The organism is Aliiglaciecola sp. LCG003, from assembly GCF_030316135.1.
Taxonomy (GTDB): Bacteria; Pseudomonadota; Gammaproteobacteria; order Enterobacterales; family Alteromonadaceae; genus Aliiglaciecola.
Genome location: NZ_CP128185.1, coordinates 66,300 through 90,279, shown reverse-complemented (window position 1 = coordinate 90,279; position 23,980 = coordinate 66,300). Strand labels below are relative to the sequence as shown.

Sequence of the window (23,980 nt, the reverse complement as noted above, 5' to 3'; positions counted from 1 at the left end):
AATCTATCATTAGTGTTTGATAACGCCCCCAAAGCAACAAAAATTATCAGTAACAAACCAAAATTCGTAAATCACTCTCCTGCATTAATCAATACCCTGAATTCAATATAACCTGAGTGAATAACCGCCAACCTACTTTAAATGACTACTTCGCCAACACGTTGAAGCTACAAATATCACTGCAAGGAAAGAGGCTTGCAATGACTTGGGCTCACGCCCACCATTTGCTTAAAGCAGCGGCTAAAATGACTGACGTTCATAAAGCCCATTTCGTAAGCAACATGGGTAACCGAATAGCCTTGTTTAAGCATATCTTCGGCCCGCTTAATCCGCATCTGCTGTTGGAACATGGAGGGACTACAGCCCATTAGTTGTTTAAAACGTGTATAGAACTTTGTCCGACTCATAAAGGCGACTTTGCACAACTGTTCCACATCAAGAGGCTTATCCAGCGTCTGTTCAATATGCTGTATGGCCCGGTTCATACCATCGCTATCTGGCTCTGAACGACTAAAGGCAAGCATCATTTCCCGAGTCTGATGACGGAGTAATCTGGCGGTTAATTCCGATACGGCCAAGTCACTTAAGAATCGACGATCAGGATCATTCTCTGAAAATATATGCACTATCCGGCTTAATAATGCTTGGGTTTCAGAATTATGCGCAGTGTGAACCATTTGGTTGCCATAGTGCCATTCTCCTATGTGAGCGGGGAGCGGTTCGATGTAATTGAGCTGATCCGCTACCTGATTGATTTTACCCTTGGATATTTCGATGGCTAGGCAGGTTGTGGGCTGGTGATGCTGGGCTACTGGAAAGTCGATTTCAACACCTTGATTCGGAGCCAAGATGAAAGATTCATGGGGTAAAAATGCTTTATGATAATTCTCATTATCTAAGTGCATTACTTTTTTGCCACTTATCATCCCGCAATACAACAGTTGATCAGATTTGAGCTTAACCCGTTTGGCCTGCTCGAAGGTATCATAAATACTTAATTCGGCGTCTCTGGCAGCAAAGCTTGTCTTGTTCTCGACAAGGGCCAATGGATGACTACGTTGCTTTTGGATCGATTCACTAATCATAGTTTTATCCTCAGATAAAAAGTACTGCCAGACAAATGGTTGGAACTGTCAGATAAGCAGACTAGCGCATTAACAATTATGTTTCATCTACCTTACAAAAAAACAACGAAAGAGGTCAAAGATGATTTATGCTAATCCGGGTTCAGAAGGAGCCTTAATAAACTTTAAAGCACAATACGAAAATTTCATTGGCGGAAAATGGGTTGCGCCTGTCAGTGGCGAATATTTTGACAACATAAGCCCAGTCAACGGCAAAGCTTTTTGTAAAATCCCCCGCTCTGCTGCGGCCGATATCAATTTGGCTTTAGATGCAGCCCATAAAGTCAGGGACAGTTGGGGCAAAACCTCAGTAACAGAGCGATCTAATATATTGCTGAAAATCGCCGATCGGATTGAGCAAAATTTAGAAATGCTTGCCGTTGCTGAAACCTGGGACAATGGCAAAGCGGTAAGGGAAACCCTAGCGGCGGACATTCCCCTTGCAGCTGATCATTTCCGCTACTTTGCCGGCTGCCTGCGGGCCCAAGAGGGCTCGGCGGCTGAGCTGGATGAGCATACTCTTTCCTACCATATTCATGAGCCATTGGGTGTGGTCGGACAGATCATACCTTGGAACTTCCCAATTTTAATGGCCGCGTGGAAACTTGCTCCTGCACTAGCGGCGGGCAATTGCGTGATACTAAAACCTGCTGAGCAGACTCCTGTATCTATTTTAATTCTCTTAGAATTAATTGCTGATTTATTGCCCGCAGGAGCACTCAACGTGGTCAATGGTTATGGTAAAGAAGCCGGTGAAGCCCTCGCCACCAGCACCCGCATTGCTAAAATCGCCTTTACCGGCTCAACCCCAGTGGGTTCACACATTCTCAAGTGCGCAGCAGAAAACATTATCCCGTCTACGGTAGAATTAGGCGGCAAGTCACCTAATATTTACTTTGAAGATGTGTTTAATCACGAAGATGATTATCTAAGTAAATGTGTTGAAGGCGCAGTACTTGCCTATTTTAATCAAGGGGAAGTTTGCACCTGCCCATCTCGATTACTGATTCAAGAAAGCATTTACCCCAAATTCATCGAGATGGTGATGGAGCGCTCCCAAGCAATTGTGCGAGGCAATCCATTGGATACCGAGACAATGGTTGGCGCACAAGCCTCTAAACAGCAATACGACAAAATCCTCAGTTACATGAAGATTGGTCGAGATGAAGGCGCGGAAATTTTGATGGGCGGAGAAGCGGAAAATGTAACTGGCGAATTATCCAATGGTTACTACATCCAGCCAACGCTAATCAAGGGCAACAATTCTATGCGGGTGTTCCAAGAAGAAATTTTTGGTCCCGTGATCTCCACCTGCACCTTTAAAGATGAAGCCGAAGCATTAGCCATGGCCAATGATACTCAATTTGGTTTAGGTGCAGGTCTGTGGACTCGTGATGTAAACCGCGCTTACCGAATGGGTCGCAATATTCAAGCCGGACGGGTGTGGACCAACTGTTACCACATGTATCCTGCCCACGCCGCTTTTGGCGGCTACAAAAAATCAGGTGTCGGCCGCGAAACCCATAAGATGGCACTAGAACATTATCAGCAAACCAAAAACTTGCTGGTTAGTTACGATACCAATCCAATGGGATTCTTCTAAATCTAACCAAGGGGGCAGGCACCTGCCCCCATTTTAGGTATCTTACGACTCAACTAAATGAGCATCCCCTTTGCTGACAGCTCTAGGGTAAAGCTTGCTATATACTCTTAGCCGAAATCTCCTGCAAACCTGAGCCAGATCAATAGCGCTGAAGCTGAACACTGCTATGGTTCTTTGATCACTCACCCTTAAGTTCTAGGTTTTATAAATGAAGGACAAACAGATTATTCGACTCTTGAAGGTTGTTATGTCAGTTGGCATCTTGCTGATATTACTCGGTATCTATTTTCATTTATTTGATCCACGCATCGCCGAGATGGGGGTGAATGGTATATTGATTAGTTCCGCTTGCGTTGCCATAGGCACAGCACTGTCACTTCCAACCAAAATGTTCATCACTTTTCTATTGATGAAACACGAACAAGAGCAAGATGCCAAGCAGCATTGTAGGCCAAATAAAAAACTTGATTAGTTTTCATACGATATTATACTGTATATATAAACAGTGGTAAATCGGAGAACAACATGACTGATGAATTACTTTTAATGCGCAACAGTATTTGCATGCTGAATCATCAAGCCTGTCAGCAACAGCGGCAAAAAAGTGCTGAAGCTGAACAGGCCCAACGAGATCAGCAATTCAATCAGTTTTTAAATCGCCTAGATAAACTGCGCTCCTTAGCTAAAGCCCGCGGTGTTAAAGCAGCCAACACTAAGCGTTTGCAGAAGAGTTTTACTTTTTAGGCAAAATTGCAGGTATTACATTTATCCATTATCTCCTGCACGTAATGCAGCTATGCGTTTTTCCAATGGAGGGTGACTTGAAAAAAGCTTCTGAATTTTTCCAGCATTAATAGCAAATGCAGCCATTTCGTCTGGCATATCTGGTGTCCCTTGAAAACTCTTCAGTCTTGCCAAGGCAGCAATCATATTCTGTCGTCCGGCTAATCGGGCGCCACCTTGGTCAGCGCGAAATTCGCGGTAACGTGAAAACCACATGACTAACATCATGGCCAAAAAGCCGAGTATGACTTCAGCGATAATAGACACAATCCAAAAAGCCGGCCCATGTCCGCGCTCAACTTTGAATACCACTCGGTCTACCACATGACCAATTATCCGTGACAGAAAAACCACAAAGGTATTCACCACCCCTTGAACCAGTGTCATGGTCACCATATCACCATTGGCAACATGGCTGATTTCGTGAGCCAATACAGCCTCAACTTCATTTTGGGTCATCTGGTCTAGCAGGCCGGTACTGACTGCAACTAAGGCGTTATTGCGGTTCCACCCTGTGGCAAAAGCATTAGGCGAAGCACTGTTAAACAATCCAACTTCAGGCATGCCTATACCCACTTGCTCGGCTTGCCTTTTGACCGTTTCGACCAACCACCGCTGAGTTTTATCCGCAGGCTGCTCAATGATAAATACGCCCATCGCACGCTTGGCCATAAATTTAGATAAAAACAATGAAATAAATGCGCCGCTAAAACCTATGATAACCGCATATATCAGCAGAGCTTGTAAGTCTAAATCGACGCCATTGTCAGCCAGTAAACCTTGAAAGCCGAACAAACTAAATGTCAAACTAAGCAATGCGATGATCGCAATATTTGTGCCCAAAAAAAGCATTACCCGCAACATAAATCACTCCAAATGTTATGAATTTCTATTAATATGGTATTGTTTAGCCTTTGTGCAAGAGATCACGATAAAGAATTAGTGCGATAGTTACCCACAAGCCTAGTTAATCTAGCGATTTACCTTGTTTTTTATTTAATCAAAAGTAAATTGTTGTTCACTATCAATAACTCGCTATAATTTGATATCTTTGATATTACCAAATTTAATTTAAGACCTTTGGAGATAGTTGTGAAATTAAAAGCATTGTTGAGCGTATTCGCTGGAAGTCTGTTGATGTTTGCCGTACAAGCGCAAGATATGTCTGAAGACGCAATTGCAAATCGAATCAAAGCAGTTGGTTCAGTACATGTAGCAGGCGCACAGGCAGCAACTTCTTCTGCTGGTCCACGTTCTGGAGATGAGGTCTATAAATCTAGTTGCGCTGCTTGTCACGGATCTGGGGTTTTAGGCGCACCAAAATTTCAAGTGGCAGCAGATTGGGCCCCTCGTTTAGAAAAGGGATTTGATGCCGTTTGGCAAAATGCTATACATGGTATCAACGCAATGCCACCAAAAGGTACCTGTGGTTCATGCTCGGATGACGAAATTAAGTTAGCCATTGAACATATGATTGAAGGTATCTAAACAAGTTGATCAAGTTCACTTATCAATCTAAGTGGGTGTCATAGTATGGACCTAAACTTTTGATAGACAACTCTAGCGCTGGCCAACTTTCACTTGAAGAACTCAGGGAGATGATCCCTGAGTTACAGCAATTGACGGAAAAATATAAACGCTCCGAGCAAATTCAGCGGGCCTTGTTTGATATTTCCGAGTTAGCCGGTTCAATCAGTGAACTGTCGCGATTGTATGGTGCTATTCACCAAATCGTCGGCCAATTTATGAATGCCCAGAACTTCTTTGTGGCACTGTTTGAGAACGACGATGAGTTTGTCGAGTTTCCGTACTTTATTGATGAATTTGATCAAGGAATTTTAAGTCAAATTCCGGCTAAAGATCTGATTGATGGTATTACCGGATACATATTACGTAGTGGTGAGCATCTAGTTCTTACCGAAGAAACCTTTCAGGAACAATCAAAAGCTTTAAAGTTTAAAGCTTTTGGCAAAGCCCCAGTCGATCTCATTGGCGTGCCGCTCAAGCGGGGCAGTCGAGTGATCGGCGCTATGGTCGTTCAAAGCTATGACGATGAAGTACGCTATGAAGAAGATGATTTAGACCTGTTATTATTCGTTTCACAGCATATCGTGAACGCTTTGGATCGAGTTAAAAGCCGAGAGTTAACCGAACAAACTATTCGTGAAAGAACCAAGCAGCTAAGAGAGATTAATGACGAGCTGCAAGACGAAATTTTAGAGCGTCAAAAAGTAGAATCATTGCAACAGGCGCTGTTCGAGATATCAGAAATAGCTGCGGCAATAGAAGGCGAGATGGCTGACTTCTATGCTAGCTTACATGACATACTCGCGCGTTTATTGAGTGCGCCAAACTGTTATGTTTGCATTCTCAACGATCGAAAAGATTACCTGCAATTTCCTTATTATAGCGATGAGATTGAGAGTGATATAGAGTCCCGTCCCCTGGGACATGGCCTGACTGAGTTTGTTTTACGCACCGGTAAAGCTGAATTAATTGATGCAAATCGGGTGCTGAAGTTGGCCGAACAGAACGAGTTGGACCGCGCAACTGCTGACAATATGATCAAGCATGAGAATTCATGGATAGGTTCACCACTGATCGTAGAAGGTGAAATATCAGGTGTAATCGCTGTTCAGACATACGGGAAAGACGCCAAATACACCTTTAAAGACCTTGAGTTATTAAAGTTTGTATCTCACCACATCGCTGTTGCGATTGAACGTAAACGCGCTGCTGAATCTATTCAGAAATACAACTTACAGCTTAGTCAGAAAGTACGTGAACGCACTGATGAATTACACAAAACCAATTTGTATCTTAAAAAACAAATTGAAGAGCGAAAGGAAATTGAATTAAAGTTAATTCATGATGCCCATCATGATGCTTTGACAAACCTCCCCAATAGAGTCATGTTCAACAGCCGTCTCGAGCTTGCAGTGGCGAATAAAAATCGTTACCCAGAGCACAACTTCGCGGTGCTATTCATCGACTTGGACCGCTTTAAACAGATCAATGACAGTCTTGGTCATCATGCGGGCGACATGTTTTTAGTCGAGGTGGCCACTAGAATAGGCCAATGTGTTCGTGCCCATGACTTACTCGCCAGATTAGGTGGCGACGAATTTGTCATTTTATTAGATAGCTTTGATAATTTTAATGACGTTGAAGAAGTGGCAAATCGTATTATCCAATCGATCTCTGCTCCTTTTACGCTGGAAGGTAAAGAAATGTATTCGGGCGCAAGTATCGGCATTGCGAACGTTGAAAGTGGTTACCAAAACGCCGATGAACTGATTCGTGATGCTGATGCAGCTATGTATCAAGCCAAAGCTATGGGCCGTGGACGCTATATATTGTTTGATACCAGTATGCGCAAAAAGTTACTTGAAGAACTTGCTTTGGAAAATGAGCTACGCAAAACCCTCAGAGCAGGTGAGTTTGACTGTCAGGTGCAATCGGTAGTCAATCTTGTCGACAACTCCTACTTGTACCACGAGTTTTTTGTCAAATGGCAGCATCCAACACTTGGCAGGATCAAGCGCGAACAATTTTGGAAAGTTGCACAAAACAGTGGGCTGACCCTAGAGATTGATAATTACACCATATCTCAAGCGCTTGAGGTGCTGCAGCACTGGCAAAGTTTAGGCTCACCTAGCAACCAACAAAAAATAGCGATTAATCTATCCATCAATCATTTGTCACAAAATAAGTTTGTAAATCAAATTATAGAGCAAGTCCAAAGCGCACGAGTAGAGCCATCGAGCCTAGTGTTAGAATTTGATGAAAATGAACTGAATAAACGCGCACAGTTCATGTTGCCAGCAATTAAAAAGCTTAAAAGAGCGGGCGTCTTACTAGTGTTGGATAATTTTGGTAGTGGTCTGGCTTCATTGAGTTATCTATATACCTACCCCTTTGATTACGTGAAAATTGACCATCGCTTTGTAAAATCAATTATTCGCTCAAAACGAAATTACAATCTGATTCGCTCGGTATTGGCTATTTCAGGACAACTGGATTTCAAGTTGATCGCCGAAGGCATCGAAAATAAAGAACAGTATGATGCACTAGTGGCGGCCGGCTGTATTTTCGGCCAGGGTCATTACCTTGAATCGCCTGTCAGCAAAGCAGATATTCTGAGTAACCAATCACTGCCCACCAGAGAGCATATTTCGTAAATTGGCGATACTGGTTTGGCCTTTTTGCTGGCGCGCTTCTGCACTGTCTTTTACTTTTTTATGCTCCCAAATGACATCATCTTGTGGGAGTTCATACAGAAAACGACTAGGCTCTGGCTGGATAACTTCGCCATATTGACGCCGCTCTTTGGTCAAAGTAAAAAATAGTTCTTTTTGCGCTCGGGTAATTCCCACGTAGGTTAAACGACGCTCTTCTTCAATATTATCTTCATCAATACTACTTTGATGAGGTAGTAATCCTTCTTCCATTCCTACCATAAACACATAGGGAAACTCTAATCCCTTCGATGCATGCAAGGTCATAAGCTGCACTTGGTCCGCATCTTCTTCTTCTTGACCACGCTCCATCATATCTCGCAGTATGAGCCGATTTACTACCTCTTGTAAGGTCATGGGTGGATCTAATTCGTTACCTTCTAGCATATCACTCACCCATTTAAATAAGGTGCTGATATTTGCCATGCCCATTTCGGCCGCTTTAGGGCTAGTACTGGACTCATAAAGCCATTCTTCATATTGCATGGTTTTGATCATTTCACGTATCGCCGCAATACCATCACCTCGGACTGCATTATCAGATAACTCGACAATCCAGCGGCTAAATTGCTCAATATTGTGCAGTGCTTTACCCGACAACACACTGTGTAGTTGCGGATGGCAAGCCGCAGCGAAAATAGAAACACCCAGATGATTTGCAAAACTACCTAGTTTTTCTAATGTGGCTCTACCAATCCCTCTAGTGGGTGTATTGATCACGCGCAGTAAGGCATTATCATCGTCTTGATTTACCATTAAGCGCAGGTAGGCCATGATGTCTTTGACTTCAGTACGACCAAAGAAAGACATTCCGCCATTGATTTTGTAAGGAATACGATTACTCATCAATATTTTCTCAAATAAGCGAGATTGATGATTACCTCGATATAAGATTGCATATTCTTTAAACTGAGAACTGCCCATGAACTTATGCGCTAGTAGCTCTGCCACCACGCGTTCTGCTTCATGTTCTTCGTTTTTGGCAATGATCACTTTAAGTTCTGAACCATAGCCCAATTCCGAAAAGAGCTTTTTCTCAAACACATGAGGATTATTTTGAATGAGTATATTGGCGCAATGCAAGATTCGTCCTGAAGAACGATAGTTCTGCTCCAATTTAACCAGCTTTAAGCTAGGGAAATCTTGCTTTAATAACTCAAGATTCTGCGGTCTAGCGCCGCGCCAGGAGTATATAGACTGGTCATCATCACCTACTACGGTAAATCTTGCTCGCTGCCCGACCAGCATCCGCACCAACTCATATTGACTGGTGTTAGTATCTTGATATTCATCTACCAATAAGTACTTAATCTTGTCCTGCCACTTCAAACGGACCTTCTCATTGGTTTGTAATAAAATGGTTGGCAATAAAATTAGATCATCAAAATCTAAGGCATTATAAGCACGCAAGTGGGTTTGATATTCTAGGTAAATTTTAGCAAACTCGACTTCGCCAGGAGATAGCGCCTGCTTCTGTAATTGATCTGGCAAAATCAGATCATTTTTCCAATTAGAAATACTCGATTGTAATAAGTTTATTTGTTCTTTATCGCCATCTAATGTTTCTTGGGTGAGATCCTTAAGTAACGCGAAGCTATCTTTGTCATCGAAAAGTGAAAAGCCAGCTTTAATACCAATACTGCGAAATTCAGATTTGATAATATTTAGGCCCATTGTATGAAAGGTCGATACTTTTAGGCCACGGGCTTCTTTTTTACCTAAGGTTTGGCCAACCCGTTCTTTCATTTCCCGGGCAGCTTTGTTGGTAAAAGTTACCGCAGCAATTTGCCTCGCAGGGATATTGCACTGCTGAACCAAATAGGCAATCTTATTAGTGATAACCCGAGTCTTACCACTACCCGCTCCCGCTAGCACTAGGCAGGGCCCCGAGATATATTTAACTGCTTGATTTTGGCCGTCGTTTAATTTCATGATTACTTTCTGATGGAATGGATCGGGATTGTAAGAAATAATGGACGTAATTACTATTGTCTTTGCGCTACAATATAGCCAAGCCACCAAATTGGAAGAACATCATGCTTGATCCTCGTAAACTAGAAGAAATTGCTAAACAAATATCTGACGCTGTCCCTCCTGGGGTTAAAAATATGGCAGAAGGTGCAGAAGCAAAAGTGAAGCAGGTTTTGCAATCTCAATTGAGCCGTCTGAATTTTGTTAGTCGTGAAGAATTTGATATACAAAGCCAAGTGCTGATCAGAACACGAGAAAAGCTAGAAGCCTTAGAAGCACGATTAGCCCAGTTGGAAAATCAGGCTGCAGCATCTGAATAAAGCATTCTATTGTGAGAAAAATAACGGTTACTTTTTGTTTGCCACCGAGTCCATGGCCCACAGAGTGAACTCAGGGAGAGACTACCTCCCTCTTTGCAACTTTTTGTGTTATATCAAGTAATGGACGAGTAAACCTATAGCGACAAGCATTCCGCCGTAATGATTATTCAGAAAGGCCTTAAAACAGGCTGATCTTTCTCGATGTCTAATTATCCAATACTGGTATAAAAACAGTCCTGCCATGCCAACCAACGACATATAGAAAGGCCATGTAAAGTTCAGCAACACTCCCAGCCCCACCAGCAGGCCCAAAGCCACCAGTTGAAAGATGGCCACTGCCACCTTGTCCATATTCCCAAATAAGATCGCGGTGGATTTTACCCCTATGCGTATGTCATCGTCTCGGTCAACCATAGCGTATTGGGTGTCATAAGCCACGGTCCAACTTAGGTTAGCAAAATACAATAACCAAGCCCACCAAGGCACCTGCTGTTGTATTGCCATAAATGCCATGGGTATGGCCCAACTAAAAGCAGCACCCAACACCACTTGTGGCAGGTGAGTATAACGCTTCATAAATGGGTAAACCATCGCCAACGCCAGTGCCCCAACAGATAGAATAATTGTTTCTATGTTGAGGGTTAAAACTAAAATAAAAGCGATTGTTATCAGTGCTATAAATAACAACAGTGCTTCTTTTTCTGACACTTCCCCGGTCACTAACGGCCTATTTGAGGTGCGCTCTACAGCTCCATCTACTTTTCGGTCCGCATAGTCGTTAATAACACAACCGGCTGAGCGCATTACGAACACACCTAATACAAACACAATGAGTATGTGCAGATTAGGCATACCTTGGGCTGCGATTAACAACGCCCATATGGTTGGCCAAAGTAATAAATAGGTTCCGATTGGTTTGTCTGCTCGCATTAAGCGGATGTAGGCATTGAGTTTAGTGTTAGTCATGCTAAAGAGGCACCATTTGAGCATACGCCGGGCATTGAGGTAAAAAAACCTCAGCCACCATCAATTGAGTGGCATTGAAATTGAACACTGAACGGCGTCCCCACAGCGGCTGCACTTTGTTAATATTCAGTTTTTGCAGAAAAGTAGATTGCTCAGGAAGCTGCAAAAGTTGAAAGGGTTGCCGAATAAAGCGTGGGTCGTTAAAGATAATCATCCCTAAGGGCTTATCTCCTAACTCGGCCAAATCCGCTTTACATAGTGCATTGGGTAACACGGAACGGGCAAATACCCAAGGTTGTCCATTGCCCCACAAAATGACTTCACGGATCTGCCAAGGTTGCCCGTAATGCTCATCAGTTAGATTATAAAGTTTAGACATTTCCTCAAGCTCTGGCTGCATTTGCCGTTGACCTACTATAGTCAATTCGAAATGATTACAGTGGGATTGTAAGCGCTCCGTGAGAGAGCCTGTATCTAATAACCAGTTGCGCAAGTGCGGATCAGGAATGCAAACCTTAGGGATTTCTTTCCATTGATTAGGAATGGTGACTGGAAATTGTATCTGATGAGTCAAAATAGTAATAAGTCATGTTGAGTTATCCTTTATCATACCAATAGCTAAGCACAGACTAAAGACACAAGACTAAAGTTAAAGTGAAATCTGTTAAGCTGACAGGATATAATTGCTAAACTATAGAAATTAAATTAACTAGAGCAACAGGATTAAGAAATGAGATTAGGGCTAGTTGCGGTGTTTTTCAGTATTATGTTGGGCCAGGTCATGCCCAGTGCTCACGCTCAATCAAACTTTGCTTATTACGGCCTAGAGCCCGATATTGTGACTAATTTTTTGGGCCCGAATGCAGTTAAGCTTGGGTTTGTGCGGGCAACAGTTGAGTTGATGTTAGAGGATGCCGACTATATCGAAGCGATAGAACATCACTCTCCTTTGTTGCGTGCGACTATAATTGAGATAATTGGCCGCCAGCCCAAAGATAAGGTCAAATCCCTAACTGGCCGAGAAGATATTCGCCGAGTAACGCTAGAAACGTTGCGCACGCTGATGGAGAAAGAAACCGGTAAGCCGATGATAAAAGATATTCTTATCACTAAATTTATCGTTCAGGGTGGTCAGTAGTTATTTTTTAGTGAAATGCGCATAGCACAGTGATAATGCGCAACCACTAACCAAACCTAGCGTATGAGCCGCATTTGCCATTTGTACCCACAGTAAATCTGCGTAGCCCAATACTAACCAAAATAGCAAAAAGGCCACTAGCATTTTGGGTAAGCCCAATCCCCACTGCGGACGCAGCCAACCACACCACCATACAAAACCAATGATGGCGTAAACCACACCGGACAGCCCACCAAAATCTGGACCTGTGACCAGCAATTGGCCAACATTTGATATTAAAGCAGATACTACGAATAAGATAACTAAGGTGCTAGTGCCAAAGCGCTTTTCAATATCCCGGCCCAGAGACCACCACCAAAGTAAGTTAAAAATAATATGTAACTCTGAAAAATGAATGAATGCGGGAGTAAATAACCGCCACCATTGCGCCGTGTCTACCAGTTGTTGAAGTTCGAGTATTTTTAGGTATTTATCAACCCAGGCATATCCACCAAACAGAGATAATCCATAAACCAAAATGCAAATTACAAAAACCGCCCACATGAATGGCGCTTGAGTGATGGTTTGAAGATTGAATTTGGGTAAGCCGCTGTGCTTGTTCGTCAAAGAGACCTGCTCTTCCTGCTGCCACGCTATCTGTTGATATTTAGGATCATCAGGATTATCTACAAACTCTTTTACCAAAAATGCTGCATCGTGGACATAGGAAGGATCAAGCAATACCACTTGATGGCTAAACTCACCGGCATGATACTCGTAGCGAGTCTCTATATTGTGGCTTTTAAGGAAACTGATAAGGAGTCTCGCGGCACTCTCATGGGCAAATGCCACAAGCTCGATAGTATCCATACAGGTCTTGCTATTCCGATTCGGTTACAAAAGGTTGCGAACTCCGCCACGCTTCAAAACCGCCATCCATGCTATACACCTGTTCAAAACCTTGGTGCAATAGAAACTGGGCCGCTTGCTGGCTGCTGATGCCGTGATAACAACAGACAATTACAGGAACATCGAAATCCGTATCGCTCATAAAACCCTGTAGCGAGCCATTGGTCAAATGCACTGCACCGGCCACATGACCTGATGTAAAAGATTGCTCGTCACGAATATCTACCATGCGCGCTTTGTTGTCTGCCAACAATAGCTGAGCCTGCTCAACAGAAATATGTTCAAATTGTTCCAATGGTCTTCCTATCAATTATTTAGTGGAGGATATTACCAGTTTAAAATGACTTTACCTGATTGGCCTGAGCCCATTACATCAAAACCTTGTTGAAAATCATCCACACTAAACTGATGTGTAATGATAGGGCTAAGATCTAATCCAGATTGCAATAGGCTCGCCATTTTGTACCAGGTTTCAAACATTTCACGACCGTAAATCCCTTTAATAGTCAAACCTTTAAAAATCACCTGATTCCAATCTACTGCCACATCTTTGGGTGGAATGCCCAACATGGCAACTTTACCACCGTTGTTCATTTTATCTAACATATCGCGAAATGCCGATGGCACACCTGACATTTCCAGACCAACGTCAAATCCTTCGGTCATACCTAATTGCTTCATCACGTCGGTCAAATTTTTGTTGCTGATATTGACCGCTTGAGTTGCCCCCATTTTACGGGCTAGATCTAGACGATACTCATTTACATCGGTGATTACAACATAACGTGCTCCGGCATGTTTAGCTACCGCTGCAGCCATAATTCCTATCGGGCCCGCGCCAGTTATCAACACATCTTCGCCAACCAAGTCAAAAGACAACGCCGTATGCACAGCATTACCAAAAGGGTCGAATATAGATGCCAAATCATCACTTATATTATCTGGAATTTTGAATGCGTTGAAAGCAGGTATAACTAAATATTCGGCAAATGCACCTTGGCGATTTACGCCAACACCCTCAGTATTGCGACAAAGGTGACGTCGACCAGCCCTACAATTACGGCAGTGACCGCAGGTAATGTGTCCTTCACCAGAGACTCTGTCTCCTTGCTTGAAGCCACGAACTTCCTGTCCCATATCCACTACAGTACCAACATATTCATGGCCGACAATCATAGGCACTGGAATGGTTTTCTGGGACCAGTCATCCCATTGATAGATATGCATATCTGTGCCGCAAATCGCAGTTTTGTTTATTTTGATCAATAAATCATTGTGACCAACCTCTGGGATACTTGCTTCATTCAGCCAAATACCTTTTTCTGGATATAATTTAGCTAGAGATTTCATCCAATCACCTTTAATTCACGTCCCACTTCGATAAATGCATCCACCGCAAGGTCCACTTGCTCAATTGAATGTGCCGCAGACATTTGCGTGCGGATCCGCGCTTGGCCTTTAGGCACCACGGGAAAAGAAAATCCAACCACGTAAATGCCCTTTTGTAGCATTTTTTCTGCCATCTGACTGGCTAACTTAGCATCACCTAACATGACCGGAATAATCGCATGGTCTTTACCTGACAAGGTAAATCCAGCTTCTTCCATACGGCGGCGAAAATGTGCTGAGTTCTGATTCAACTGTTCCCGCAATGCCTTTCCATTTTCAAGCATCTCAAATACTTTGATGGAGGCTGCCACTATAGGTGGTGCAACTGAATTAGAAAAAAGATAAGGACGTGAGCGTTGGCGTAACCAGTCAACGGCTGACTTCTTGCCTGCGGTGTATCCACCGGATGCTCCACCCAGCGCCTTACCCAAGGTACCAGTAATAATATCTACCCGACCCATCACATCATTGTATTCATGACTGCCGCGACCATTTTTACCCACAAAACCAGTCGCGTGACAATCATCAACCATCACCATAGCGTTATATTTTTCTGCCAAATCGCAAATGCTTTTCAGATCAGCAATCACACCATCCATTGAAAACACGCCGTCGGTTGCAATCAATTTAAACCGAGCGCCATCGGCATCCGCTTGCTGCAATTGCTTTTCAAGTTCTTGCATATTGTTGTTTGCATATCTATAACGCTTGGCTTTACACAAGCGAATTCCATCAATAATACTAGCGTGGTTGAGTGCGTCCGAAATAATGGCATCTTCTGGACCCATTAAGGTTTCAAATAGTCCACCGTTAGCATCAAAACATGAGGGATATAGAATAGTATCTTCGGTGCCAAGGAATTGACTAATTTGTTGTTCTAACTGCTTATGAATGTCTTGAGTACCGCAGATAAAGCGAACAGAAGCCATACCAAAACCATGTTCATCGAGTCCGTTTTTAGCGGCTTCTATTAAGGCTTGGTCGTTTGCTAAGCCAAGGTAGTTGTTGGCGCAAAAATTTAATACGTGACCGCCATTTTCGACATCAATATCAGCCTTTTGTGCTGAAGTAATAATACGTTCCGACTTATACAGTCCATCTTGCTTCACTTGTTCTAATTGCGCATCAAGATGTTGATAAAATGATTGAGTCATGGTTTGCCCTTTCGCGATGATTTATGCATAGTTTAAAAGAATTTAGCCTTAGGGAATACGCTAGAGTGTCAGCTAGCCGAAATTAAAAATGCTCCCTTTGTTGTAAGGGTTAATTTACAGTGTAAATTATGACTGATTTAGCCCAGCGTGATGCGCGGGCCCGTAGTGCCAATTTCCATCAATATAATGCTCACTCAGTTCGGCAAATAAATCTTGCTGAAATATGGGTCTGGCAATGAAATAACCCTGAGCCATATCGCAATCAAAATCCAATAACATATCTATTTGGGTCTGCTCTTCAATACCTTCAGCAATCACCTGCATATTCAGTTTTTGCACCATGGTCACTGTCGAAGCGACAATTTCTTTGTCAGCATTACTAGACAACATGCCATCAACAAAAGCTCGATCAATTTTAATGTAATGAGCTGGCATATTTTTTAAATAGCTCAAAGAAGAATACCCAGTCCCAAAATCATCGATGGAAATTATGAATCCTAGCTTGACCAGTTGGTGCATTATTTCAGTGGTTCTTTGCACATCAGACACTAAGGTTCGCTCGGTGAGCTCCAACTCTATCAAATCTGCAGACAATCCCGTTTCTCGCACCTTTTCTTGAAGGTACGGAATTAACTCAGGATCGAGGAATTGAATAGCAGCTAGGTTGATGGCTATTTTGAGATCCGGATAACCGCGAGAGCGAAATTCATCTAATAATTTAAATGCGTTTTCAATACACCAAAAGCCGAGGGAAAGCATGAACTCAGTGTTTTCTAAGATGGGGATAAAGTAACCCGGCGACACCGCTCCTCGAACCGGATGATTCCAGCGCAGCAAAGCCTCAAAACCAACCAACTTGCCAGTTTTGAGTTCAATTTGCGGTTGTAGAGCAAAACTAAAGTGATCATTAATCAGTGCACTTCTGGCTTCATCCTCAAGGGCAACCTTATCAATAGCCAATTTGGACATGGCTTCGTTGTAAAGCTTATAGCCATTGCCACCACTGCTTTTTGCATCATACATAGCAATATCTGCGTAGCGGATTATTTCAGCCACATCAGTGTCACATGAATTGGTGAAGGCAATCCCAATACTGGTGGAGACATAGAAGCGTGAATTGTCTACATTGATAGGTGAGCGGAAACGTTCCAGTAGTTTTTCAGCGACGATAATCGCTCCACTAATATCGTCAATATGCTGTAGCAAAATAGCAAATTCATCACCGCCCAATCGACAGGCAATATCCGTTTCCCGAACTACACTTTGAAATCTAGCAGCGGCTTCTTGAAGCAGATGGTCGCCGGTTGTGTGACCATGGCTATCATTAACCTTTTTAAAATCATCTAGATCGAATATCAGCACCACCGCATAACCGGGCTCACGTTTGAGATTGAGTACGGCTTGCTTTAACTGGAATAATAGCATGTTGCGGTTTGGCAAATGGGTGAGCTGATCATACATCGCAATGTTTTCCAACTCTGTGGTCTTTGCCAACACATCCTTATCCAGTTGCTCAAGCCGTTCTGCTAATTCATAAGCTGAGTCACTCAGAGTATCTAGTTCATCACGAAATAGGTGCTTGGATATTCTAACCTGCTGCCTAAAGCCGTCAAAATCCCGTTGCGCTAACAGCGGTAACCTAGCAGCCAATGACACCAATCGACGCCTGACACTGTTGGTTAAAATATAAAAAACAAACAGGGCAATGATAAATACCGTCGAAGCGGTAATCAGAATATTTCGCTGATACGAGCGCAGGGTTTGGATCATGTCAGTAATATTATGAGCCGATAGAACATAGTCTAACTTAGCATTCTCCGTTACTATCGGAATTAGTACGATAAAGTAGCTTTGCCCATTTAAGTCCACCCTAGTGCCATATTCAGCTAGGGATTCGAAGGACAATTCATCTGGCATTGTATTGATGACCGTTCGCACAAATTCAATATTCTTTTTGGAAAGTGGCCCTCTTATCGTTAAGCTGTTAGCCGAAATGGAGCCTGTGTCCTCAGGCAAATGCACCAGCGCTAATGTAGCCTTAGTCGATTGATTTAAAAATGCCAGAGTATCAACTAGGCCGACACTCAAGGTGACAACATTTAGCTGGCCGGTATTATCTAAAATCGGTATGGATAAAATTTTGCTACAATACTGCTCACAATAGGTCGTCGCATTCGAGCGCTGTTCAATATAAACCTGCTCGGTATTAGCTAAAATGTGCGGCGCTAGATTAGGCTCAGTGCTGTAAAGCAAAGCGGCCTTGGGGTCGAATAACCAAATGCCCTCTACTTGCCAATTTAACTGTAAAAAATCGAAACGAGCGGCAAATGAGTCTGCTAAGGCCTGTATTTGATCAGGCTCATTTTGGTACAGTTGCCCAAACAGCTCCACCCAAGACTCTAAGCGACTAAGAAGCATTTCATTGAGTAGATTGTACTGACTTTGAGTTTGTTGTTTTATGTCATTTTGCTCAACTAAGAAGTCATTATTGATCTTCTTTAAAGACAGTAAGGTCATGGCGGTGCTTAACGTGAGAAGCAGAACTAACAACAACACAACCATTTTTTTGGGGAGACTGAAAAATGTCTTCACAATTAGAACCAGTACATCAACTGAATACCCCAGATATTCCAATATTTTCTATCATTCAACAGAGTATTAGGTTGCAGCACAGGCGCAAGTCGCCCCGCGCCTTTAACCCGATGAAATTCGGCCAGAATGCGCCAATCTTCGGCCAAATTAAAACTGGCCCCCAAGGTAACTTGATCTTGATAGCCGAAATAAGCAGGCACTAGTCCCCCTGACAGCATCTGACGTTTCTTGCCATCTCGGTCTTTGCGGTTCAGATCGAACATATCTAGGCGCGCGGTCAACATGATGTCTTTATTCACCGAGTATCTAGCTTGTGCATACCCGCCCTCTGAGGTGCTGTTTTCGAAAAAACCAGGGAAAACTAGGTTTTGGTAAATGAGGCGTTCTCTAAATAACTCTCCAGCAAATTGCCAATTTTGTGTTTCATAACTTCCTTGCAGCATCAAACGCTGCACTTGAGCATTCCCATCAAACAACGGATCTTGCGGTCCTTTATTGTATTTAAATTTTGAATCCAACAGGCCCACACCTAATCGTAAGCTTTGATTTTGCCAGACGGCATTTAGTTGATGGACGAAATCTTGCTCTGTGTCTCCTGTGGAGGCATCACCAACCAAATTTTTGGTCTGCTCATTACTAATGGTGGATTTCCCATAACTCCAGTTTATATCCCAATCGCCATACCGATTGGACGTAGCGGCAGCAATGGCAACGCCATCCACTCCCAAGGCAATATCTCTAAATGCATCAAAATAGACTGATTGAGGTAAAATAATGGTGGGTCTGGTGTGGGGCACATCACGAGTGGCGGAGTAATACCAGTGATAATTTTTTACTCTACCAAGATATAAATCCAGCTGCCAATCCAAGCTATTTACCACCTTCCAATCTAGAAAGAGATAATCAATACGGGCACCTTCTGGATAACGATTACCGCCACTTAAGTACACCGCTTGGCCTGCGACCCGTAATCTAGAACTTATATTGTAAGAAGCATTTAATCCCAGCTCAGATAATTTCAGTGACACATCGCCATCGTCTTCAATGTAATTCGTATGTTTAGCCTGGATCACACCTTGGGCTATAAAACCGTGCCAGTTAAAATCACCACTTTCTTTTTCTGCGCTGCAAGAAACAGATAAAAAATAAGAAATAAAGGCAAGGTAGGCGAATAATTTTTTCATCACTAATCTCCTATCACTGTCACGTGTTTTAATCCGTCAGCCTGATGGGCTTCTAGTGCATAGCCTATAGCGCCTGGTGTGCTACTAAGTTTATTGAGCATTTCGCTCTCACTTTCGACTTCTGTTGGTTTATCTCCTAATCCTGAGTAGGCTAGCTTATTCCAGATGCGCTCTACTTGATAAGGAAACATTTTTAAAACCTCTTTACATAAAATTGAATGGGCAGGAGTTTGAGGGCCGCGCACGAATACGACTATGGGGGTACCATTGGGCCATACAGTTTGGCGCATAGAGAAAATTTTGCGTAATTGAGCATCGGTCAACTGCACAGTCGACACACTCGGATGAACTAAAACTGTGACGTTTTGCTCATCAGCAAAGCTGGTAGTGGTTAAAAAAGTCATCCAAATTAGAACGACTTTAGCCAGTCTAGCAATCAATCCTTTCACCTTTCACTATTTTGGAATTTTCCAAATACTAAGACTAGTTTAACTTTTTAAAACCTGCGCCATCATTTTTAGTTTATTATTGGCCTAAATGAATGAGTTAGCGTAATTTATTGGGTTATGTGGTTATTTATAGCAGCGGATTTTTTTAAGCATAGAAACAGAGTATATTAATTACCAAAATGTCTCAATCAACTTTACACTCAGCCCCTATCATTCTGTCATTTAGGCAACGCTTAGCTTTGTTGCTGTACTCTTTTTTACTGGCATGCCTAGTGCCATTTTTATTTCTTCACTGGTTTGCCAATCGGTTATTGTCGAAACCTCAATTTGACTGCCAAAGACTATCGAGATTCAGTTATTTCAGCTCTGAAATTGGCCCCACAGATTTACTCATACATTGCGTTTCCGTTGGCGAAGTGACAGTCGCGGCGAGTCTAATCAAAACGTGCTTAGCACGCAACCCCAAATTAAAAGTGTGTGTCACCACTACCACGCCCACAGGCGCGAAACATCTAAAGTCATTGCTTGGTGAACGGGTGCAACATCTTTATTTGCCGATAGATTTGGGCTGGATGATGAGAAGACTGTTAAAGGGCCTACAACCTAAGCACGTATTGGTGATAGAGGTTGAGTTGTGGCCTAACATGTTGCGAGAGTGCCATAAGTTAAAGATACCCGTTACCTTAGTTAACGGTCGAATGACTGACAAATCAGCGCGCAGCTATGCCAAGTTTCCAGCCATTGTAGAGCCGATGCTGCAAAGCTTGCAGCATGTTTGCGCCCAATCTGAACGAGACTTTAAAAATTATAAATCATTAGGCGTATGCAAAGATCGACTGACTATGACGGGCAACATTAAGTTCGATATGAGCACCACGCAATCAACGGTTTCAGACGAATTAATAGCAAAGTTAGGCATTCAGCAGCGTCCACTTATTATCGCAGGCAGCACTCACGAACCAGAAGAGTCAATTCTTTTAGAAGCTTTCGGACTAATACTTGCGCGCTTTAGCGACGCGATATTGATGATTGTGCCCCGTCACCCACAGCGCTTTGAAAAAGTGTATGAGCTTTGCCAACAATCCTCTATTGGTGCCCTGCGCTCTTCCGAATCTCGCCAGATGACAAATCAAGAACATATAGTCTTAATTGATCAGATGGGCATCCTCAGTGATTTATATCGACACGCATCTATTGCTTTTGTGGGAGGGAGTATTGCTTCACGAGGGGGGCACAATGCCTTAGAGCCTGCAGCCGTGGGTGTTCCCGTTATTATGGGTAGCAGTGTGTTTAATAATCCGCTAATTTGTCAAACCTTGGCTGCAGAAGGAAACCTAGTTAGGGTGGCAACGTCAGAGCAAATTGCGCAAAGATGTATAACCTGGCTAACTGATGAGCCAAGCCGCCGGTTGGCAGGCAATGCTGGCAAAGCTGTAGTAACACAAAATCGCGGCGCCATAGTCAATACATTAGCTATCATTACCAAAACACAGCCTTCATTAAATCTTTAAAGCTGCACAAATAATCGCAAGGTTAGTCAATCTTTTTATCAGCTATAGTCAGCAATAGCTTGTCAATTTTTGCGCATACAGCCTCAACTGTGATTCCCGCCATTAAGTTTGCGCCTTTAGCCCTTGCGCCCCAAGGTAAGTCTTGCCATTTCTTTCCCCGTTGCTTCTGGATAGCCTCATCATAGACTGACACCACGTATTCTAGACTGTTGTATGGGCCTGTGCGTCTTGGGTTACTATGTGCGTATAAGCCTATAACCGGAGTGCCGACAGTAGTGGCCATGTGTGCCGGCCCGGTGTCTGGTGCGATAACCAAGTCAGCATATTTCAACAAGGCTAACATTTGTTTTAGGCTAGTTTTGCCAATGTAGCTGGCTGTAATGTGCTGACTTTGTTGTTGAATATCAGCACCCAATTGTTTATCAATTTCAGCAGGCCCACCACAAAGCACGACCTTTATGCCTTTGGCATGCAAGTAATCAGCGGCTTGTGCATAGCGCTCGGCCAACCAGTTTCGATCCGAGTTGCTAGCGGCGGGGCTTATTACCGCATATCGTCCAAGGGCTTGTAGTTGTTGCTTAGCCCAAAGATCGTCCTCTTCGGCTAACGGCATATTCCAACTGACGGGGTGCATAGATGGCACTCCCAGTGCATCAGCGAAGCCCATAAACCCGTCTAGTACATGGGCCTGCTGCTGAGCTGCGATGCGTTGATTAGCAAATAACCAATGCAGTTCTTTACTGCGCGCCCAGTCAAAACCTATTTTACGTTTAGCTTTGATTAACCTTGCAGCCCAGTTGGCTCGAAACGCAACTTGCATAACGAAGAGGGCATCAAAACATTGTCCATCTAATGACTGCTGCAATTGCTGATAAGCTTGTTTTCCTAATTTCTTATCGAATACGATAAAGCGTACATTAGACATGTCCTTTAACAGTTGGTATTCAACTTTGCCAATGATCCACGTGATCTCAATGTTAGGCGCATATCGCACAATGCGATTTACCATGGCTGCTGCGTGACACACATCGCCAATTGCTGAAAGGCGTAAAATACACAGTTTTTCGATTTTCAAAATAAAGGAATTCATCAGATGCTGTAAAGTGTGCGTAATTTCATTACACTTTAGCCTAATTAACAAGAGCCAAAGTGAGATTAGATGACATCGGCACAACCCACAGGTACTAAATACGAAACGATTTGGTTCGATCCTGTCTACTTGCCTGAGGTTTCATCCAGCACCTTTGATGCCTCTTATTGGCGAGAGAAACAGGCATTAATCGGGAGTTCCGTGGGCAGAGGGACAACTTATTTTTTTAAAGAACATCAGCATGAGTTTGTCCTGCGTCACTATCTGCGTGGAGGGTTAGTCGGCAAAATCCTCAATGACCAATACCTGTTTACCGGAATTGCGAATACTAGAGCATGGCAAGAGAAAGCCTTGCTGAGCCATATCCGTAAACTCGGTCTCCCAGCTCCTACTCCCGCGGCGGCCAGAGTTACTAAGCATTGGGGTTACTATCGAGCGGATTTGATAACTGTAAAAATCCCGAATGCGCAAGATGTCCATCATCACCTCCTCAAGCATACTCTAAGCAATGAAGTATGGACAAGCATTGGCAAAACCATTGCCCAATTCCACCAGCATCAGATTTACCATCATGATCTCAATATTCATAACATCATGCTCGACAAAGACAATAAGGTTTGGTTGATTGATTTTGACAAATGTACAGTAAAGCCCGGCGATCATTGGAAGCAGGATAATTTGGACAGACTGCATCGCTCTTTACAAAAAGAGTCCGCAATGAATGTAAAATATTTTTTTGAAGAACATGCTTGGAATTATATTATCGAAGGATATAAAGCTTCCAATTCCAAAATATTTACCTCACTAAATTAAAATTAGTACTGAATATTGACATTCTCACCACACCATTACAGGGTAAAAAAACACCCGATAGGGAGTGCTTTTTTAAACAAGGAAAATGGAATATGATAAAGATAGTAACGTTTAAAACTCTATTAGCTGGGGTAGTGATACTCTCTAATTCAGCATTAGCCGTAGAATTTGGAGACTATGTCAGGTTGAGCGCGTTAGACATGGATGGTGAATATTTTCCTTCCTACTATAATGCAATGCAAGTGAATGCTTCTGAACAAGGGCAACTTAAAACATCATATCTATGCACAGACACGACTGATAGAAAAGTGCCCGGAAAAATTATTGATAGAAGATGCTGGGTGGAATGGAAAGGAGATCGATATGGAAACGCTGACTTCTATGTTTTGAAACAAGATAATTATAGTTGGTTACCGATAACAAATCAAAACGCAGCCCAGGACAATTCAACTATTGCTGCTTATGGTGTTACTAATGGTGGTTGGGATGAAGATAACTACGTTTTTCACTGCAAAATAATTACTCAATCAGGTAATACCACCATTGAGACCCACGGCAAATACCTACCTTCAAGGGAAGGGTGTTATTATGATTATTATGGAGGAAAATATGCTCCAATTTCTCAGCCAGACTACGGGTTATATGAACCATTTAAAGACATGTACGTTTTAATCAAGAATAATGGTAGCGGTACTGGGGGGACTGGCGGATCAGGTGCAGGAACAGGGAATCCTGGTGCCGGAAGTCAAGAGCGTTAGGCCTGATAT

General features: G+C 43.0%; 23 protein-coding genes. 10 read left to right on the top strand and 13 right to left on the bottom strand.

What is annotated here, in order from left to right; genetic code table 11:
* Positions 1 to 176: 176 nt before the first annotated feature.
* Entirely contained in the window at positions 177 to 1,085 is a 909-nt protein-coding gene (locus tag QR722_RS00420; protein WP_286284771.1) for an AraC family transcriptional regulator, read from the bottom strand.
* 121 nt (positions 1,086 to 1,206) lie between these two features.
* On the opposite strand from QR722_RS00420, the gene exaC reads away from it, so the two are divergent.
* From exaC to QR722_RS00405, 3 genes are all read left to right on the top strand, one after another.
* Entirely contained in the window at positions 1,207 to 2,727 is a 1,521-nt protein-coding gene (gene exaC / locus QR722_RS00415) for an acetaldehyde dehydrogenase ExaC (RefSeq protein ID WP_286284770.1), read from the top strand.
* A 208-nt stretch (positions 2,728 to 2,935) separates the two neighbouring features.
* Complete coding sequence (locus tag QR722_RS00410) at positions 2,936 to 3,199, top strand: hypothetical protein (protein WP_286284769.1); 264 nt, start codon at positions 2,936 to 2,938, stop codon at positions 3,197 to 3,199.
* Positions 3,200 to 3,252: 53 nt separating this feature from the next.
* On the top strand, positions 3,253 to 3,471 hold the full coding sequence (locus QR722_RS00405; RefSeq protein WP_286284767.1) for a hypothetical protein: 219 nt from the start codon (positions 3,253 to 3,255) through the stop codon (positions 3,469 to 3,471).
* A 21-nt stretch (positions 3,472 to 3,492) separates the two neighbouring features.
* Here QR722_RS00405 and htpX read toward each other — a convergent pair whose 3' ends face one another.
* On the bottom strand, positions 3,493 to 4,374 hold the full coding sequence (gene htpX / locus QR722_RS00400; RefSeq protein ID WP_286284766.1) for a protease HtpX: 882 nt from the start codon (positions 4,372 to 4,374) through the stop codon (positions 3,493 to 3,495).
* Between the two features lie 228 nt (positions 4,375 to 4,602).
* On the opposite strand from htpX, the gene QR722_RS00395 reads away from it, so the two are divergent.
* A complete protein-coding gene (locus QR722_RS00395) occupies positions 4,603 to 4,998 on the top strand; it encodes a c-type cytochrome (RefSeq protein ID WP_286284765.1) in 396 nt (131 codons plus the stop codon).
* A 59-nt stretch (positions 4,999 to 5,057) separates the two neighbouring features.
* The gene (locus tag QR722_RS00390; RefSeq protein ID WP_286284764.1) at positions 5,058 to 7,691 is read left to right on the top strand and encodes a sensor domain-containing diguanylate cyclase; all 2,634 of its coding nucleotides are present in this window, start codon (positions 5,058 to 5,060) and stop codon (positions 7,689 to 7,691) included.
* Here QR722_RS00390 and rep read toward each other — a convergent pair.
* Complete coding sequence (gene rep, locus QR722_RS00385) at positions 7,662 to 9,680, bottom strand: DNA helicase Rep (RefSeq protein ID WP_286284763.1); 2,019 nt, start codon at positions 9,678 to 9,680, stop codon at positions 7,662 to 7,664. The two genes, QR722_RS00390 and rep, sit on opposite strands and share 30 nt — an antisense overlap.
* A 104-nt stretch (positions 9,681 to 9,784) precedes the next feature.
* Here rep and ubiK point away from each other — a divergent pair, with 104 nt between their 5' ends.
* On the top strand, positions 9,785 to 10,039 hold the full coding sequence (gene ubiK, locus QR722_RS00380) for a ubiquinone biosynthesis accessory factor UbiK (RefSeq protein WP_286284762.1): 255 nt from the start codon (positions 9,785 to 9,787) through the stop codon (positions 10,037 to 10,039).
* A 108-nt stretch (positions 10,040 to 10,147) separates the two neighbouring features.
* On the opposite strand, the gene ubiA is transcribed toward ubiK, so the two are convergent.
* Both ubiA and QR722_RS00370 read right to left on the bottom strand, forming a co-directional pair.
* Entirely contained in the window at positions 10,148 to 11,005 is an 858-nt protein-coding gene (gene ubiA, locus QR722_RS00375; protein ID WP_286284761.1) for a 4-hydroxybenzoate octaprenyltransferase, read from the bottom strand.
* A gap of 1 nt (position 11,006) precedes the next feature.
* Positions 11,007 to 11,579 (bottom strand): chorismate--pyruvate lyase family protein, encoded by a 573-nt coding sequence (locus tag QR722_RS00370; RefSeq protein ID WP_286284760.1) that lies wholly within the window; start codon positions 11,577 to 11,579, stop codon positions 11,007 to 11,009.
* A 156-nt stretch (positions 11,580 to 11,735) separates the two neighbouring features.
* Here QR722_RS00370 and QR722_RS00365 point away from each other — a divergent pair, with 156 nt between their 5' ends.
* Positions 11,736 to 12,143 (top strand): flagellar basal body-associated protein FliL, encoded by a 408-nt coding sequence (locus tag QR722_RS00365; RefSeq protein ID WP_502872449.1) that lies wholly within the window; start codon positions 11,736 to 11,738, stop codon positions 12,141 to 12,143.
* Here QR722_RS00365 and glpG read toward each other — a convergent pair whose 3' ends face one another.
* The 7 genes from glpG to QR722_RS00330 form a co-directional block, all read right to left on the bottom strand.
* Positions 12,144 to 12,992 (bottom strand): rhomboid family intramembrane serine protease GlpG, encoded by an 849-nt coding sequence (gene glpG, locus QR722_RS00360; RefSeq protein ID WP_286284758.1) that lies wholly within the window; start codon positions 12,990 to 12,992, stop codon positions 12,144 to 12,146. It lies immediately after the preceding gene.
* A 10-nt stretch (positions 12,993 to 13,002) separates the two neighbouring features.
* On the bottom strand, positions 13,003 to 13,326 hold the full coding sequence (gene glpE, locus QR722_RS00355; RefSeq protein WP_286284757.1) for a thiosulfate sulfurtransferase GlpE: 324 nt from the start codon (positions 13,324 to 13,326) through the stop codon (positions 13,003 to 13,005).
* Positions 13,327 to 13,358: 32 nt separating this feature from the next.
* A complete protein-coding gene (tdh, locus tag QR722_RS00350) occupies positions 13,359 to 14,381 on the bottom strand; it encodes an L-threonine 3-dehydrogenase (protein WP_286284756.1) in 1,023 nt (340 codons plus the stop codon).
* Entirely contained in the window at positions 14,378 to 15,574 is a 1,197-nt protein-coding gene (locus tag QR722_RS00345) for a glycine C-acetyltransferase (protein ID WP_286284755.1), read from the bottom strand. The genes tdh and QR722_RS00345 overlap by 4 nt, the downstream gene beginning before the upstream one ends.
* 126 nt (positions 15,575 to 15,700) lie before the next feature.
* Positions 15,701 to 18,091, bottom strand: a complete 2,391-nt coding sequence (locus QR722_RS00340; RefSeq protein WP_286284754.1) for a putative bifunctional diguanylate cyclase/phosphodiesterase — start codon at positions 18,089 to 18,091, stop codon at positions 15,701 to 15,703.
* A gap of 77 nt (positions 18,092 to 18,168) precedes the next feature.
* Complete coding sequence (locus tag QR722_RS00335) at positions 18,169 to 19,350, bottom strand: TonB-dependent receptor (RefSeq protein WP_286284753.1); 1,182 nt, start codon at positions 19,348 to 19,350, stop codon at positions 18,169 to 18,171.
* 2 nt (positions 19,351 to 19,352) lie between these two features.
* Positions 19,353 to 19,799 carry a substrate-binding domain-containing protein gene (locus QR722_RS00330; RefSeq protein ID WP_286284752.1) on the bottom strand — a complete coding sequence of 149 codons (447 nt, stop codon included), beginning with the start codon at positions 19,797 to 19,799 and terminating at the stop codon, positions 19,353 to 19,355.
* Between the two features lie 272 nt (positions 19,800 to 20,071).
* Here QR722_RS00330 and QR722_RS00325 point away from each other — a divergent pair, with 272 nt between their 5' ends.
* Positions 20,072 to 21,310, top strand: a complete 1,239-nt coding sequence (locus QR722_RS00325; RefSeq protein ID WP_286284751.1) for a 3-deoxy-D-manno-octulosonic acid transferase — start codon at positions 20,072 to 20,074, stop codon at positions 21,308 to 21,310.
* 22 nt (positions 21,311 to 21,332) lie between these two features.
* Here the strand turns inward: QR722_RS00325 and QR722_RS00320 are convergent, their stop codons facing one another.
* Positions 21,333 to 22,400 carry a glycosyltransferase family 9 protein gene (locus QR722_RS00320; RefSeq protein ID WP_286284750.1) on the bottom strand — a complete coding sequence of 356 codons (1,068 nt, stop codon included), beginning with the start codon at positions 22,398 to 22,400 and terminating at the stop codon, positions 21,333 to 21,335.
* Positions 22,401 to 22,469: 69 nt separating this feature from the next.
* Here QR722_RS00320 and QR722_RS00315 point away from each other — a divergent pair, with 69 nt between their 5' ends.
* Positions 22,470 to 23,213 (top strand): 3-deoxy-D-manno-octulosonic acid kinase, encoded by a 744-nt coding sequence (locus tag QR722_RS00315; protein WP_286284749.1) that lies wholly within the window; start codon positions 22,470 to 22,472, stop codon positions 23,211 to 23,213.
* Between the two features lie 92 nt (positions 23,214 to 23,305).
* Positions 23,306 to 23,971 (top strand): DM9 repeat-containing protein, encoded by a 666-nt coding sequence (locus tag QR722_RS00310; RefSeq protein ID WP_286284748.1) that lies wholly within the window; start codon positions 23,306 to 23,308, stop codon positions 23,969 to 23,971.
* The last annotated feature ends 9 nt before the right edge of the window (positions 23,972 to 23,980 follow it).

What these genes read in the sequence shown, in the direction of transcription:
- QR722_RS00420 (WP_286284771.1), bottom strand. Translation starts at nt 1,085, where the DNA reads ATGATTAGTGAATCGATCCAAAAGCAACGTAGTCATCCATTGGCCCTT.
- exaC (WP_286284770.1), top strand. Translation starts at nt 1,207, where the DNA reads ATGATTTATGCTAATCCGGGTTCAGAAGGAGCCTTAATAAACTTTAAA.
- QR722_RS00410 (WP_286284769.1), top strand. Translation starts at nt 2,936, where the DNA reads ATGAAGGACAAACAGATTATTCGACTCTTGAAGGTTGTTATGTCAGTT.
- QR722_RS00405 (WP_286284767.1), top strand. Translation starts at nt 3,253, where the DNA reads ATGACTGATGAATTACTTTTAATGCGCAACAGTATTTGCATGCTGAAT.
- htpX (WP_286284766.1), bottom strand. Translation starts at nt 4,374, where the DNA reads ATGTTGCGGGTAATGCTTTTTTTGGGCACAAATATTGCGATCATCGCA.
- rep (WP_286284763.1), bottom strand. Translation starts at nt 9,680, where the DNA reads ATGAAATTAAACGACGGCCAAAATCAAGCAGTTAAATATATCTCGGGG.
- ubiK (WP_286284762.1), top strand. Translation starts at nt 9,785, where the DNA reads ATGCTTGATCCTCGTAAACTAGAAGAAATTGCTAAACAAATATCTGAC.
- ubiA (WP_286284761.1), bottom strand. Translation starts at nt 11,005, where the DNA reads ATGACTAACACTAAACTCAATGCCTACATCCGCTTAATGCGAGCAGAC.
- QR722_RS00365 (WP_502872449.1), top strand. Translation starts at nt 11,736, where the DNA reads ATGAGATTAGGGCTAGTTGCGGTGTTTTTCAGTATTATGTTGGGCCAG.
- glpG (WP_286284758.1), bottom strand. Translation starts at nt 12,992, where the DNA reads ATGGATACTATCGAGCTTGTGGCATTTGCCCATGAGAGTGCCGCGAGA.
- tdh (WP_286284756.1), bottom strand. Translation starts at nt 14,381, where the DNA reads ATGAAATCTCTAGCTAAATTATATCCAGAAAAAGGTATTTGGCTGAAT.
- QR722_RS00345 (WP_286284755.1), bottom strand. Translation starts at nt 15,574, where the DNA reads ATGACTCAATCATTTTATCAACATCTTGATGCGCAATTAGAACAAGTG.
- QR722_RS00340 (WP_286284754.1), bottom strand. Translation starts at nt 18,091, where the DNA reads ATGACCTTACTGTCTTTAAAGAAGATCAATAATGACTTCTTAGTTGAG.
- QR722_RS00335 (WP_286284753.1), bottom strand. Translation starts at nt 19,350, where the DNA reads ATGAAAAAATTATTCGCCTACCTTGCCTTTATTTCTTATTTTTTATCT.
- QR722_RS00320 (WP_286284750.1), bottom strand. Translation starts at nt 22,400, where the DNA reads ATGAATTCCTTTATTTTGAAAATCGAAAAACTGTGTATTTTACGCCTT.
- QR722_RS00315 (WP_286284749.1), top strand. Translation starts at nt 22,470, where the DNA reads ATGACATCGGCACAACCCACAGGTACTAAATACGAAACGATTTGGTTC.
- QR722_RS00310 (WP_286284748.1), top strand. Translation starts at nt 23,306, where the DNA reads ATGATAAAGATAGTAACGTTTAAAACTCTATTAGCTGGGGTAGTGATA.